At 57.1% G+C, this 14,468-nt stretch carries 15 protein-coding genes; 4 read left to right on the top strand and 11 right to left on the bottom strand.

Going from position 1 to position 14,468, the window contains the following annotated elements:
• Positions 1-265: 265 nt before the first annotated feature.
• The 5 genes from EN750_RS02805 to EN750_RS02780 form a co-directional block, all read right to left on the bottom strand.
• Positions 266-586 carry a hypothetical protein gene (locus tag EN750_RS02805; RefSeq protein WP_189526017.1) on the bottom strand — a complete coding sequence of 107 codons (321 nt, stop codon included), beginning with the start codon at positions 584-586 and terminating at the stop codon, positions 266-268.
• Positions 587-695: 109 nt separating this feature from the next.
• Positions 696-953, bottom strand: a complete 258-nt coding sequence (locus tag EN750_RS02800) for a hypothetical protein (protein ID WP_127395575.1) — start codon at positions 951-953, stop codon at positions 696-698.
• 4 nt (positions 954-957) lie between these two features.
• Positions 958-1,212, bottom strand: coding sequence for a hypothetical protein (locus tag EN750_RS02795; protein ID WP_127268063.1), 255 nt, complete (start codon positions 1,210-1,212; stop codon positions 958-960).
• 68 nt (positions 1,213-1,280) lie between these two features.
• On the bottom strand, positions 1,281-2,264 hold the full coding sequence (locus tag EN750_RS02790; RefSeq protein ID WP_245482590.1) for a SagB/ThcOx family dehydrogenase: 984 nt from the start codon (positions 2,262-2,264) through the stop codon (positions 1,281-1,283).
• Positions 2,265-2,773: 509 nt separating this feature from the next.
• Positions 2,774-3,523 carry a helix-turn-helix transcriptional regulator gene (locus EN750_RS02780; RefSeq protein ID WP_127268065.1) on the bottom strand — a complete coding sequence of 250 codons (750 nt, stop codon included), beginning with the start codon at positions 3,521-3,523 and terminating at the stop codon, positions 2,774-2,776.
• 469 nt (positions 3,524-3,992) lie between these two features.
• Between EN750_RS02780 and EN750_RS02775 the strand changes: the two genes are divergently transcribed.
• A complete protein-coding gene (locus tag EN750_RS02775; RefSeq protein WP_127395573.1) occupies positions 3,993-5,354 on the top strand; it encodes a DUF6538 domain-containing protein in 1,362 nt (453 codons plus the stop codon).
• A gap of 100 nt (positions 5,355-5,454) precedes the next feature.
• On the opposite strand, the gene EN750_RS02770 is transcribed toward EN750_RS02775, so the two are convergent.
• The 4 genes from EN750_RS02770 to EN750_RS02755 are packed head-to-tail and all read right to left on the bottom strand — an operon-like array spanning position 5,455 to position 10,721.
• A complete protein-coding gene (locus EN750_RS02770) occupies positions 5,455-7,689 on the bottom strand; it encodes a type I restriction endonuclease subunit R (RefSeq protein WP_245482589.1) in 2,235 nt (744 codons plus the stop codon).
• 29 nt (positions 7,690-7,718) lie between these two features.
• A complete protein-coding gene (locus EN750_RS02765) occupies positions 7,719-8,042 on the bottom strand; it encodes a hypothetical protein (RefSeq protein WP_127395572.1) in 324 nt (107 codons plus the stop codon).
• A 55-nt stretch (positions 8,043-8,097) separates the two neighbouring features.
• The gene (locus EN750_RS02760; RefSeq protein WP_127395571.1) at positions 8,098-9,276 is read right to left on the bottom strand and encodes a restriction endonuclease subunit S; all 1,179 of its coding nucleotides are present in this window, start codon (positions 9,274-9,276) and stop codon (positions 8,098-8,100) included.
• Positions 9,273-10,721 (bottom strand): N-6 DNA methylase, encoded by a 1,449-nt coding sequence (locus tag EN750_RS02755; RefSeq protein WP_127395570.1) that lies wholly within the window; start codon positions 10,719-10,721, stop codon positions 9,273-9,275. The genes EN750_RS02760 and EN750_RS02755 overlap by 4 nt, the downstream gene beginning before the upstream one ends.
• Positions 10,722-11,120: 399 nt before the next feature.
• Here EN750_RS02755 and EN750_RS02750 point away from each other — a divergent pair, with 399 nt between their 5' ends.
• Complete coding sequence (locus EN750_RS02750; RefSeq protein ID WP_127395569.1) at positions 11,121-11,729, top strand: recombinase family protein; 609 nt, start codon at positions 11,121-11,123, stop codon at positions 11,727-11,729.
• The gene (locus EN750_RS02745; RefSeq protein ID WP_127395568.1) at positions 11,726-12,301 is read left to right on the top strand and encodes a hypothetical protein; all 576 of its coding nucleotides are present in this window, start codon (positions 11,726-11,728) and stop codon (positions 12,299-12,301) included. The genes EN750_RS02750 and EN750_RS02745 overlap by 4 nt, the downstream gene beginning before the upstream one ends.
• A 188-nt stretch (positions 12,302-12,489) precedes the next feature.
• Here EN750_RS02745 and EN750_RS02740 read toward each other — a convergent pair whose 3' ends face one another.
• Complete coding sequence (locus tag EN750_RS02740; protein WP_127395567.1) at positions 12,490-12,879, bottom strand: hypothetical protein; 390 nt, start codon at positions 12,877-12,879, stop codon at positions 12,490-12,492.
• Positions 12,880-13,330: 451 nt separating this feature from the next.
• On the opposite strand from EN750_RS02740, the gene EN750_RS02735 reads away from it, so the two are divergent.
• Positions 13,331-14,182: a ParB N-terminal domain-containing protein gene (locus EN750_RS02735; RefSeq protein WP_189526014.1), complete on the top strand. Its 852-nt coding sequence runs from the start codon at positions 13,331-13,333 to the stop codon at positions 14,180-14,182.
• Between the two features lie 83 nt (positions 14,183-14,265).
• On the opposite strand, the gene EN750_RS39865 is transcribed toward EN750_RS02735, so the two are convergent.
• A partial coding sequence (locus EN750_RS39865; protein WP_210212722.1) for a hypothetical protein occupies positions 14,266-14,468 on the bottom strand: 203 nt, incomplete at its 5' end.

Here is a 14,468-nt window from a genome sequence, read left to right as displayed (position 1 = left end):
GATCTGGACCGTGCGGCGCTCGCCGTGTTGCAAGGCGCCACGGTGCCGAAACCGCCACCGGAACTCGGCTCGCGTCTGAGCCGTACAGCGCCGTTCGTGTTCAGCCTGCGCAACTAGAGCATTTCACCGTTTCACGGAAACGGCGATCTGCTCTAACTCTTTGTTTGACGCAATTCCCAAGGGAAAACGCTATGCGTTTTCCCGGGAAAACCGTTTCACACTTTTCCTGGAATTGCTCTAGAGCCGAACTTGATCGGCCGGCCAGTCAATAGGTCAGCGACAGGCTCAGGGCCTCGACCTGTTCGAGATAGAAACGGCATTTCGTGCGCAAGGGCCCGAGGCCCGGGTCATCGGCGCCGTTGATCTCGATGGTCTGCATCATGAAGTCGAAATGGGCGTGGAAAGCGTCCACTGTACCCCAGAGACTGTCGGCCTGGCAGCTGTCGGCAATCGCCATCGAGACGAGTTGGCGGGCCTCGACCCGCGCGGCGTCAGGCGATGGCGGCCGCCTGGCGATCAAGACGTCGAGCCGGCTGAAAACGCTTTCCCTGGCATCGACGCTTCTGATGTTGGCTATCATGTTCATGTGCAGGTCCCCCTGGGCATTCCAGACGCGCAATAGGTTCCGGTCTGAAATTGAAAAACTGGTGATCAGAGCATTTTCAGCGGCGCCAATGAACGCGTCGCGTTTGGCATCAAGCTTGAGCGACCGGATGCCGGTCCTGCGGGCAGGATGCAATCAGGGCCGGGATTGCGGTTGCATCGGAGGGGTGGCCCCTGATGATGTTGGCGACCTCGGCGTCGGCCTGCTCGAACCAGTAGACCATGTCGGCGCGGCGCAGATCCGTCGCGGCCTTCTTCAGGAAGGGCAGCAGGCTTTGCAACGCGCACAGTGTCTCCCAACGGTTTGGGGAGGTCGAGCCGGCCACCGCGCATGCGGCTGACGATTGCATGTCGCTACGCTCTCCGTGGCTGGGCGGCCCGAGTGTCCTTTGCCTGCGCCTTGGGGTGCAGCGGGTTGCCGCTGAGCTGCGCATGCCTGGCCGGCCGTGCGCCGCGAAGAACGTCGAAGGCCTCTGCATAGGCCATGCCCAGCAGATAGGAGATCATCGGAAAACGGCTTGCTTCGGCCATCTGCACGAGTTCATTGGTCATCGACGAAATATATTGAAGGCTATCGATTTCCGACTGGCGTAAGGATTGATTTGGCACGTGCTGCTCCTGTCTCCGGTTATACCCTGGGGAACGCGTTACTGGCTGTGATGCACATAGTTGGTCGACTAATTGATGGACTGGCCCGCCGTGGACGGATCTCTTTCCGGCGTCGAGAGGGTCAAGGCATAGATCGGTGAGTCGGTGAAACTGTCGAGACCAAGCAGCCGCTTGATGGCGGAATGGCTGAGCGCGGCTGTCGGACATGCCGACAGGCCATGATTGGTCGCTGCCAGCATGATGTTCTGGCCGATATGGCCGGCCTCGATCAGCACGACACGATAGGCGTTGGCGTCCTCATATTTCCACATCGTGCGATCGAGCTTGGCGCAAAGCAGGACAAGGCACGGCATGGCGTCGGCCCACTCCTGTCCGCCGACCAGTTCGGAGATTTTCGGCAGATGGTTTGCGGAAATCCTGCCAAGGTCGTGATCCGCGGCGGAATAGTGATAGACACCGGGTTCGAGGCCATCGACGCCGAGCGCGACCACATAGGCCTCATAGGGATTTCGCGCGCCGCCTGAAGGGGTCATGCCGAGCGGCAGGGTGCCAACGCAATTGGCGGTCTCGCCGATGATGCCGAGCCCTGCGAACAGGCAATCGGAAAGCTGTTTGGCCGTGATGGTGGGCTGAGCCGCCGTGCGGTTGGTGCGGCGCCGCGCCATCAAGCTGAGAAGTTCATTGTCTTCCAGTGCATTCGGCAGCTGGATGGCGCCTGCGGAATTCTTGAGCATGAGGTTCGGCTGCGGCGTATGGCCGGCGCGTTCTATCTGCCGCTCTTCCGCTTGCTCGATGGTCATGTATTCGCTGTCCTGGACGCAGAAATGCATCAGCGCCGTCGGAAGCCCCCAACTCCATTGTCCTGAAAACTGTTCCTCCTGCTCGGCGAGAGGCGATCCGGCTGTGACCAGCGCGGAGAAATCGAGCAACTGGGGAACGACAGCCTTCAACTCGGACTTCGACCATCCATGGGCGCGGGCAATGTCCGCCGTAGATGCCCATTTGTCCCACGATGCGAGAAGGCCGACCATCTCGGGGCTGCATTCAAACACGCTTCTGGTCAGGAAGTTGCATGCCGTGACCTTGTTCGGTCCGGGGTAGAAAACAAGCGTTTTCGAAGAGCGCATTTTCATGAAGCTGGTTGCCATCTGCGGAGCCGAGGCGCCGACAAGCAAGACGCTCGTCGGCGCAGAACGGCTTCAGCGTTTGTTGTAGTGCATGCCCTGCGAAAAGAAGACGGTCTGCGTGCCGGCGGCAATCGTCAGCTTCGGAGCATTGGTCACTTTCTTGGCCATTTTCATCCCTTTCCTGACCCCAATTTGGGATCCGTTGAAAGACCCCCGGAACGGGATCCGCGTGAAGAAAGGTAAGGTCGGAAGAGTTAATGGTTTGTTAAAATTATAGTAAAACCACGAGCCTAAGACTGACCCGTGGATTATCTTTCCTGGCATTAAAGTGTAAAATATCGATTTTATTCACATACAGAGTAGACAATCGTTGGCATACGCTTTATCCGCGTACGCTTATTCTTATTTGGCGTAAGACACGGCGATCCGAAGGGTTAGCCCAACCCGTCCCGGGTGAGGCTGACAACCAGTTGATCGACGCCCGGATCGTCGAGATTGATGACATGCGCCATGCTGATGGCATCCCTTGGGTGGATGTTGGCAATGTCGCGCCGCATGATGACGGACACGAATGCCGGGCCGGCCTCCGTCAGAAGCATGGCCTTGCCCATCAGCACCGGTTCGGAGATGGGAGCCCATTGCACGGAGATCAGCGAGGGCTCTCCGGTCTGGCGGCGATTGATGCCGCTGAAATAGATCCAGTTCAGCCGCGAGATCGCCACGCCATAGTGATTGCCGCGCGCTCGTGCCCAGGTCGACCCCCGGCGCTCCGACCATCCGGTGACCCTTCGGAAGGTGACCAGTTCGGCTTCGCGCCGCACGAAGGTCACCGAGCGCATCAGGAGGTCGAGGCGGCCCGGGATCGAGAAATAGGTGAAATAGGTGCCGCCCGCGATCGAAGGACTCGGAGGGCGGATCATCTGGTTGAACAGGCTCTCGGAAACCGGCGGCAGGCCACGCATCGCCGGCTCGGGTGCGCCGGGATCCTGGTACAGTTCGGCTTCGTCGATCCGAAAGTAATCGCATATCAGCTTGGCGGTAGCTTTGTTGGGAACGGTCTGCCCTTGCAGATAGCGTTCGAACTGCGTGCGATTGATGCGCAGCTCACGGCATACCGCGCTTACGGAGGCATGGTCCTTGCACAGCCGTCTAAGGTTTGCAGCGAGATTGTCGCGAATTGACACGTCTTTGCTTCCGCAGGCGGATTTTTCATTTCGACTCGAAATCGATATAGCGTCTCCGGTCGCCCCCGCCGAAACGCCCTGGTCACAACGCACAGAAAAAACTGATTTGGTAACGTCAATTTAGTGGGGTGGTTTCCAAAAAAAACGAAAACAATCAGCGAGCTCTTCCGCCATAAGTCCAATTGACAAAAGTTTTGCCGGATATTGCGAAATAGGCGATGTAGCGCGGCCTTTTAAGGTGCGCTGGCACAGCAAATGCCAACCGCGGGGGCAAGCCGGGACGAGCGTCGCGGACTGCATGTGGCGCAGAGATGGGCATCTGGCGCGCAGCGTGGAGAATTATTCCGCTGGTGGAGCTGAGGAGGAGGTAACCTCTTCACATTTTTCTCGTTTTTTATCAAAAACATCTTGAAAAACAGAACACTATGGTTCACACGCTGGGTACGCAAATGGGTACTCAGGGGTGGAAATGCCAGCGCCACGTAATGCAGATAGACGATTTCTGGAGTTGCATGGGAACAAGTGGCGCGTGGTCGTTAACGTCCCGCGAGACCTCCAAGCGACCATCGGCAAAACCAAGCTCAAGCAATCCCTGGAGACAGACAGCCTGACGGAAGCGAACAGGTTGAAGTGGACTGTCATCGAAGCTCTTCAGGCCAAAATCGGCCAATTGCGGTCTCCTGAAACGGTCATGGCGGAAGCGCTCAAGCTTGCCGCCCTTAGAAGGCGAATCGAGGATGCAGGGGCCGATCTCGACCCCATTGATTTGGAGATCATCAATCGTGCAGAGGAATTGGCTGGGCCGCCTGTTGGGGTCGACGGCGAGGGGCAACCAGTATTTGAAGCGCGGAAGGATGATGCGGCGGTGCAGTTCGCCAACGTGGCCTTTGGCAAGAGAACGCCCATGGAGGCCCACAGAAAAACCTATCTCGACCAGTTGGACGTGAAAGCGCGAACTCGCGCCGATGACGAAAGGGCCATGGGGTACTTGCTTGGCTGGTGCAAGCGTGAGGGCGTTCCAGCCGTTCTGGAGACGTTCGGCAAACGCGAAGCGGTCAGGTTTGCGGACGCGTTCCGCTCCACCCAGGGCCGCTCTCCTGTCACGTTGAACAAGTACATCGTCCGTCTGAGCATCTACTGGAAATGGCTTGAGAACCGCCATGCTGTGGATAGCAACATCTGGGCGGGAAGAACCTATACCGTTCCGCGTGTTCTGAACGAGGACAAGGAACGTCCCTTCACCGACGTCGAGGTGGTAAAGCTGTTGTCCGGTCCAGCCACCCAGCAGATGCACGACCTGATGCGCATTGCTGCCCTCACAGGAGCCCGCCTTGAGGCGATAGTGGACCTGAAGGTGAGGGACTGTCAGGGCGGCACGTTCACATTCAAGCCGCAGAAGAAGGAACCGGGAGCCCGGGATTGTCCGATCCATACGGACCTCACGGCAATCGTACAGCGCAGGATCGCAGGAAGGTCGCCGGACGACGATCTGTTCCCCGAGTGGCCCCCTGTGAGGAAGAAGGACTCAATGCGTGAGCGGTCCTTTAAGGCTTCCAATCACTTCACTGCATACCGACGGGATGTCCAAGTGGAAGATGTTCGCGACGGCAAGCGGCGCAGCCTCGTCAACTTCCACTCTTTCCGGCGTTGGTTCATCACCAAGGCCGAACGAGCCAGTCAGCCAGAAAGCACAATCCAGACGGTGGTCGGCCAAAAGAGAGCCAGCATAGCATTCGGTGTCTATTCGGCAGGACCAACGCTAGAGCAACTCACGGCGTGCGTTGAGGCAGTGCTGCTTCCTAAGTTAACGCCGGAGCCAGTTGACGCGTGAGGGGGCCCGACATCCGCAGCCTTAGTCCCTATAAAGACGTTGCTGCACCCCTAGAAACGACGCTTTTATTGACGGTATGGGTCCCAACCTCGTTCTTGCGTCAGACAAGGTCCCGTATCGTGCCGTCAAGAAATCCCCTAGCTTTTTGGTTGCCAGTTTCGCCGTGGAGTTCGTACGACCGCAAAACACCCAGCAGGAAATCGCGCATCTCCTGATCTTCGCTGATCAACCCTTCCCCTCTGACGCCGTCAGCACGCGCCGTCCGAGTTTTAGGCGGCGTCGTAAACCGAATGTAGGACAGGACATCAAAAAGGTCGCTGTTAGGGGCATCGATCAGGCGGCGCATCTCCGCCAGTTTCTCCGCGTCGTACCCCCGTTGTTCGAGAATCGCGATGAACCGCTCGCGCTGTTCTGGATCGCTCCACTGGCGCCGCAACTCGTCCTCAGTGCCAATCAGGCTGGTCAAGTCGCCAAAGAGCTTCTCAAGGAATTGTTGGGCGGACATTGGCTTGCCATCAGGTCCCCAGTATGTGGTCGAAGCGATGTATTGAATTGCCCGTTCCTTCCCGTCAGCCAGCTTGATCACCAGCTTGGCGACTGGTTCCGGTCCCTCGTCATCACCCCCCTCGGGTGGCTCCGGTGGCCACTCAGGTGGCAATCTAGGGCCCCCGACAGGCGGCTGAACCGGTTCCAACGGTTCGCCATCCCATTCGGGATCTTTGAAGTGCTCGTATGCCTTTACGAAATCGTAGATCGTGAAGAAGTCCTTGCCGTCATACGTACGGGTTCCACGGCCAATAATCTGCTTGAACTCGATGATGGAGCCTATGGGCCGCATAAGCACGATGTTGCGGATGTTGCGCGCATCGACACCGGTCGAGAGCTTTTGAGAGGTCGTCAGGATCGTCGGGATTGTCTTCTCGTTGTCCTGGAAGTCTCGCAGATGCTGCTCCCCGAGCTTGCCGTCGTCAGATGTGACTCGACAGCAGTAAAGCGGATTCGGGTTCGCTTTAATCTGGTTGATGTAGTCCCGAACCCGAGCCGCATGGTCCTGCGTGGCGCAGAACACCAACGTTTTCTGCCGCTGATCTATCTGGTTCATGAACTCGAGGACGCGGCTTCTTTCCCGCTCCTCAATGATGATCCGGGTGTTGAAATCGGCCTCGGCGTATTTGCGATCCTCGTCGACCTCGCCGCTTACTACCGTGTCAGTGCCGTCATAGACGTACTCGTCGATGGTGCTGGCCATCTGCCGCACCTTGAAGGGCGTCAGAAAGCCATCCTCAATTCCCTCGCGAAGGGAGTAGGTGTACACGGGATCGCCAAAATAGGCGTAGGTGTCGGCGTTGACTTTGCGCTTCGGCGTGGCGGTCAGGCCCAGTTGTACTGCGGGAGAGAAATACTCCAGAATCCCCCGCCACTCGCTTTCATCCTTGGCCCCGCCCCGGTGACATTCGTCAACAACGATAAAGTCGAAGAAATCGTTCGGGTATCCTTCATAGCTGGGCGTGCCTTCTCCGGTCATGAAGGTCTGGAAAATGGTGAAAAAGATGCTGGCGTTCTTTGGCACCCCGCGCTTCTTGCGGATCGTGTCGGGATCAATCCGCGTAACGGCATCCGTGGGGAAGGCGGTAAATGCGTTGTAGGCTTGGTCGGCCAGGATGTTTCGGTCGGCGAGGAATAGGATGCGGGGACGGCGAACCGGCTCTCCGGAAAGGTTCCATTTACCATGGAATAGCTTCCAGGCAATCTGAAACGCGATTGAGGTCTTGCCGGTGCCGGTCGCCAGCGTCAGCAGGATGCGCCGATCGCCCTTTGCCACTGCGTCCAGCGCCGCTGTGATCGCGTTGTGTTGGTAGTAGCGCAGTTCCCACTTACCGCCATCCGTCTCGAACTCGACTTCCCCGAACCGCTCACGCCAATAGTTGTGGTCGGCGAACGTAAGGCCCCACAGCTCGTCTGGCGAGGGAAAGGGCAATGCCATATCGCCCTCGGCCCCCGTCGCCATGTCGATCCTGTACCAGTCCAGACCGTTTGAAGCATAGGCAAAGCGCGATCCCAGGCGCAGTGCGTAGTCCTTGGCTTGGCCAACTCCGGTGCGGTGGCTGATGCCCGCCCGTTTAGCCTCCAGCGTGGCAAGCTTGTGACCTTTGTGAATTAGCACGTAATCGCAGGACAATCCTTTGCCGCGCTTGCCGCCGGACATGATACGGCCAGGGCAGATGAGTTCGCGGCGAATCTTTGAGCCGTCAACTACGCCCCATCCCGCCGCAATAAGAGCCGGATCGATACGATTTGCGCGGGTGTCAGCTTCCGTCTCTTCGGCCAAGCCCATCCGATTGTCCCCCCCAATCAATTATCGGGCTAGAGCTTTAAACCATAATTCTTTTCGAGGTGCTGAAGTACTTCTTCCAACGCCAGAACGATCTGGAGCTGATTTGCGCCGAAGGCGTAGTACCCCGTAATCAGCTCTTCAGGAGGGACGTCGTCCGCACGGTGCCGCCGTTTGATCTTCGCGCCCTTGTCGTCGATTAAGGTCATTGGGTAGCGAAAACCACGCCCCGCTCCTTCGAACGTTCCCCCGGGGCCCCAATTTTGAATGCTTCCATTATAGCAATTGCTGCCGACCAGATACTCCAGATCGGCCAGTAGCTTTGCTCGCTTCTTCGTGATTTTCCGTGTGGGCATTATTGAGAGGCTCTCGGCAAAGCATTTCCCAAGGCATGGGACATTAGGCGCCGTCTTATGTCAATTCTCCGGCGAACGCTTTTTGTAGAAGGGATTTACGAAGGTCATCGATTTCAGAGACTTTATGCTCGTAATTCTCAACCAAACGATCAAAATCGTCAGATACGCTGCTGAGGCGTTGAACCAAGTCGTCCTGTTGGGCCACCGGTGGGACAACGAAAACCATCTGACGTAAATCACGAATGTTGATTTGCATCAGCGCAGCACCATAAGTCCCCGCCCTAATTTGGTCCTGCACGGGCTTGGAAAGAAACTGGTAGTAACCGAATTGCTGATTCACGACTGATGGCTCAAACCTGATTGGCACGATGCCTCTTGTCACGTTTGCTCCAGCTAGCTCCTCTGAGGCCAGTGAAACAACGCCCGTACTGCCCCGGACACAAAGTAAGATTTCATTGCCTTTCAGATTGGTACGCCCGTAGCCCTGCGCGTTTACGGGGTCGATCCTCTTAAGGCCATTCAGGGTAACGATCCGCTCTCCAAGGTCGGTGGGCCGAACAATTGGTAGTCCCTCAGATACCTCATCCCCCGGCTGCACGATCCCATAAGAAAGCGAGCAGTCCTCCTCAACAAGCTGCTGAAGAGGCGCCGATCTCCAGCCATCTGCGCCTTTTGAAAAAACAGTCCCAAGGAAGCTCTCAAACAACTGCCGTGCATTCTGGAGGTTAGCTTCAGCATGAGCGCGAGCCCGGGCAAGACCAGCGAACGCGTCATCCAGAACCGCAACAATTCGTTGTTGCTCTTCGATCGGCGGGAGAGGGATGGAACGCGCTTCCATTGATCCCTTCGACACATGCATCATGGTCGTGCCAGCTCCCTGATCCTTTTTGATCAGCTCTTTGTCCCAATCAAAAAAATGGTGAAGGAAATCACGATCTAGCTGGCCTACTTCAGGAACCACTTTCCAAATGTGGTAGTGGTAAATAACCTTGCCACCTTTCCAGATACGCGGCCCGAAAGAAGCAGACCAAGCATACAGGAGGTCTCCGTCATCGCAGTATTTGTTCGCATCTAGCTCCAAGTCAGAGTAATACCAATGATCGTTGGTAAAGAAATTGCCAACCCGTAGGACTGGATATTTCCCTGTATCTAAAAGCTCGGCTCTCTTGTAGGCGCGGCCATTCAACAGGTTGCACACCTCGCCTAGCGGCCTAAGCTTCCACCCCGCCTTCACAGCATCCCCCGGATATTCTCTAGGATATCCGCCGTCTCAGCGTCGCGCGTCAGCATGTCACCGATGATGTCTTCAGGGGACCGAAGCGCCGCCATCTCGGGCGCGTTGGGATTTTTAACCGAGAGATCAAAGGTCTCAAGGTCGAGGCTCGCTCGGTTGACCCGCCAACTTCTCGGCCCCTCAGCGAATGTCTTCTGCAGTTCCACGAACTCTGCCAGATCGGCGTCGTTCAGGGGATTGGTCTTACCCATGTTGCGGCCAGGATCGAGTTGATAGAACCAAATATCTCGTGTCGGTGCGCCCTTCTCGAAAAACAACACCACTGTCTTGACCCCGGCGCCCTGAAAAGTGCCTTGAGGGCAGTCAAGGATTGTGTGCAGTGTGCTGCCGTCCAGCAGTTCCTTGCGCAGCGCCACGCTCGCGTTGTCGGCATTGGTGAGAAAGGTATTCTTGATCACCACCCCGGCGCGGCCACCAGCCCGCAGCTTGCGGACGAAATGCTGCAGGAACAGGTATGCGGTCTCGCCTGTGCGGATGGGAAAGTTTTGTTGTACCTCACGCCGTTCGCCGCCGCCGAAGGGTGGGTTAGCCAAAACGATGTCGTGGCGATCCTTCTCCTGAATATCCATCACGTTCTCGTTGAGGGAGTTGGTGTGGACAATGTTCGGCGCATCGATGCCATGCAGGATCATGTTCATAATGCCAATGATGTAGGCGAGTGACTTTTTTTCCTGCCCGAAGAAGGTGCGATTCTGCAGGGTTTCGTAGTCGGACGCGGACACGTCATCGCGGCGCATGTATTCGTAGCTTTCGCAGAGGAAGCCAGCAGACCCGACTGCGCCGTCGTAGATCGTCTCGCCGATCTGCGGTTTGACCACCTTAATCATCGCACGGATCAACGGCCGAGGCGTGTAGTATTCGCCCCCGTTGCGACCCGCATTACCCATGCGGCGTATGCGAGTCTCGTAGAGCTGGGAGAGTTCGTGACGTTCGGCCTGGGTGTTGAAGCTCAAACCGTCCACAATTTCCAGCACGTCACGGAGGATGTAGCCGGAGCGGAACTTACTGCGCAGCTCGGTGAAGACCTCGCCGATCTTGTACTCGATGGTTCTTGGTCCCGACGCGGACTGGCGGAAGGAAGCAAGGTAGGGAAACAGCTCCTGATTTACGAACTGGATTAAATCATCGCCAATTCGGGCGCTGTTGTGGTCGAATTCACCGTTCATCTTGGGAGCCGCCCAGCGGTCCCATCGGTGGTCGCCATCGATGATAGGACGGTAATCTCGCCCGTCTAGTTCTGCGCGGTCCCGGCGTTCATTTTCGAGGTCGTCAAGGTACTTCAGGAACAGGACCCAGGAGGTCTGCTCCACATAGTCCAATTCATTGGCAATTCCTTCCTCGGCCCTCAGGTCCTTTTCGATGCTGTTGAATGCGTTTTCGTACATGCATTTCTCCCGAGGTCCCAAGCGGCCACGCTATTCCCCACGCTCCTAGCATATCTCCGGTGACCTTTGGGGAGGCTTGAGGCATCACCGTCGCGGACATTTTTTCAGAATTTCTGTTTACGGATTTTGCATTGTCTAGCCAGCCATCTTCCCCCGTGGGGTGCCCCACGAATTTCCTTGCACTGTGCGAGAGGTGCTGCCTCGTCGCGCCAAACTCGCGCTACAACCACCGTCGCCGGAGTTGACCGCAAGAGTTCCGAGTGGGAGGTGTGCCATTAGGCCTTGCCCTTTTGAGACCTAGAAGGACTCGCCTTTTTGGTATCACACAAGTGGGTATTGACATTATGATACCGTCGTATCACACTCTCATAGAGTTTAATGATACTCTCGGAGTGAAGGATGCCACCAACAAAACCCACGGCGCCACAAGGCCACCTTGTCGGATACGCCCGTACCTCGACCACAGATCAAAAGGCAGGGCTAGCAGCGCAACAGCGGGACCTCTTGGCCGCAGGTTGCCTGAAGATATTCCACGAGGAGCTATCTTCAGTCGCTACGAAACGCCCCCAACTTGATGCGGCTCTGGAGTATGTCAGAGATGGGGACACCTTCATTGTCACCAAACCGGACCGGCTGGCACGCTCGACGCTGGACCTGTTGCAGATCGCTAAAGGCCTTGAGGGCAAGGGCGTTGCGCTCCGCATCTTATCGCTCGATCTCAACACCTCGACGCCCACTGGCAAATTGATGCTTACCGTGTTGGGAGGCATTGCGGCGTTTGAACGTGACCTCATGCTTGAGCGCCAGCGCGAGGGCATTGCCAAGGCCCGGGCCGAAGGCAAATATAAAGGCCGCGCCCCCACCGCTCGGCGTCAGACTGCTGACGTGCTTCGCCTAAGGGCCGAGGGGCTTACGGCAGACGCCGTTGCTATTCAGCTGGGAATCGGCAGAGCAAGCGTTTTCCGCATCCTTAAAACCAATGCAGCGCTGAAGGGAGAAACCCCATGAAGCGAGCTGCGAAACGATACGTTGATCCGGCGGCAGACAAGACCAGTGCAGACTACCTCCAAGCCGCTGCGGACCTTGGCGCGAAAGATTTCAGACGTGAGCTGTTCAGTCAGGCCGATGACGACTTTGGCGTGCAAGTCGCCAATGTTGAGGCGCTTCTGAAGCCTTCAAACTGGCAAACGGCCCGTCCCTCCGTTGAGATCCACGCCCACTACAACCAGCTGAACAATCTCATCGTCGCTTGGCACCCTGGGGGCGGCCGTGAGCAGTTTTCCCCGAACTTTATCAGCCGTGTCGAACATGAATTCCTAATACGTCCCGCTGAATACCGCCGACCGCGCGGCGAGTTGATGTACGTGCAAGAGCCCTTTGGACGCGGAGCTCCTCTGGGGAGGTCTTTGTTGCTGGGGTTCGCTGCACGGTACCGAGAACTCCTCACTGAGATCGCCTCCCGTATCGACATCACAACATGCGTCCAGCTGCGTGTCGGTGCTGGGGGACGCAGCAAAGGACATAAGTTGGAGATAAGCAAACTGAAGAAATATATGCAGCGTCCCGATTGCATACCGTAAATTCTCCATAATCTATTGCTACAATCATGATTCCTATACCAGCGTGGAGCCAGTGCTACTTCCGCGCTCTTATGATAACCCAGAGAATTACAGTGACGAGCCAACGGGGAAACCCAACAACGTGGATGACCAAGGACCGAAGCGACCGCGCCAGTCTCACCAAGTTTCGGAAGCTCCGGAACGAAGCCCTACCTTGTACCCACAAAGGTTGCACCAATCCGCGAGCCGGGCTTAGCCGCTTCTGCCGGTCCCACGCTGATAGGCTTCGGGACATCGGAGACCCTGTTGCCACCGTGCCGAGCCTCGGGGAACTTGAGGTCTTCTCCAAGGCCATTGAGCGATGGATCGAGCAGGACTGTCTGCCGATGCAGCGAGACCAGATCGAGCAAGAACTGCGCTTCCAGGCCCGGAAGTTCAACCGTCCGGAGAGCTGGGCCGTGCGGCCAGGTGATTTGCACCGCAGGATCACCCAACGAGGCCGTGCCGAGATCGTAAAAGCTACCATAGCCAAGAATGGCGGGGACTTCCGGGAATGGTTCATTCGCGCGGCAGCGGTCGAGGGCTGGGCCATGCTCCATTTCGATGGCCTCCCCGAATTTCGCAAGAGGTTCATAGAGACGCAGGCGGGAAGCTGGGCGACCCAGAGGGGAACCCCAAGCCGAAAATGGACTATGCCTGTGATGACGAAGGACACGACGACAATCCTCTACACCGCAAACGGCCCAAGGCACCCGACTGTCTGGTCGTCGCACACACAGTTGCAGCGGAGAAAGGTCTCAGGGGCAGTCCAGAGGCTCCTCGGGGCGGACGCTATAGCTGCGTCAAACAGTTGCTTGCATCTCGGGGTTCCCCTGTGGGATCAGCCGGTAGCGTCGTCGTTTGGCGATGGCTGTATCACCCTTCTGGCCTCCGTGAAGATCGCCCTAAGGCGGCCTGATGCTGCGTAGTCATGAGTGAATGAAGTTGGATTGCCGCTTAGCGTTACGAAAGGAAGCAGGATTGGCTACGGGGAAACCTATACCGGAGGACTTGGATACTGCTGACGCGCTAGTGGCAATTCGCACCGCGCTCGCGGCGCACCCGGAGAGCTCCGAGGGGGACCCCGAAGTTCTTGATCTGGAGGACTTGCGAACCATTGAGAGCGTCTTTCAGCCGAGAGACCTTGCGTACCGCGAGGGAGAGGACGAGGCGCACCTTCAGGTCCTTACAAAGGCCGCTGGCACCCCGGAGAAGCCGACGTATCTCGAGGCCATTACGGTCTGGTGGGGAGGCGACAACTGGTACATCCTTGACGGGCACCACAGGAGGATCGCGTACGAGCGAGCGAAGATCGTCAAGAACATCCCCGTCCGCGCTTTCACAGGCAGCCTTGATGAGGCCATGGCGGAGGCGGTTTCCTTGAACTCCAAGGATAAGATGCCGATGCGCCTCCCGGAGAAGATGAACAAGGCGTGGCAATTGGTAGTCTGCACGGAACTAAAGAAAAGCCAGATCGTCACCGCTTGCTCAGTGGCGGACGGCTCGGTTGCCGCTATGCGGCGCGTCAAGCGAGAGCTGGCGACACTTGGTAGAACCATAGCGCAGATGTTGGAAATGACATGGGAGGAAGCACGCCTTGAATCTCAAGGCAAGACCAAGCCAAAGGTCGACCATGATACCGCTCTGGAGATGCGCGCACGAGGCTACGCTACGAGCCTAGCCAAAGCCGTTGGAGATCGTCCCCACAAGGACCCTGAGGGCTTTGCGTTGGCATTGCTGATGTTGGACAGCAGATTGCCCCGGAGTCTCCTTGAGACGAATGCTTGGGCGGAGGTCATTGGGACTCTTCGCGATGACCAAGCAGACCTTGAGGAGCTAGAAAGCGCGCAAAGTGATTACTAGGGGTGCATCCCTACGTGTGCATTTTGCATACCCGGTTTCATCTGACCTGTGCCGACAAGCAGCTTGGGAGACAACTGAATATTCTATGCCGCCTCTAAGAGAAGTGCGTTCTGTTCCGTCAGAAAAATCCAGTCGACCGTGTGGTTAGAAGGTTTATCAACGATCAGATAACGTCGAGCGATCTCTTCCTTAAGTTCAATTAGCTCCCCCGACAAACCTTCGTTCGCCCTGTAGGCGTCTTTCGCCTTCGGGTGGAAACTCGCTGCCAAAGCATGAAACCGAATTA

Origin of the sequence: Mesorhizobium sp. M7A.F.Ca.ET.027.03.2.1, assembly GCF_003999175.1 — a bacterium.
Taxonomy (GTDB): Bacteria; Pseudomonadota; Alphaproteobacteria; order Rhizobiales; family Rhizobiaceae; genus Mesorhizobium.
This window is presented reverse-complemented; position numbering and strand designations above follow the sequence as displayed.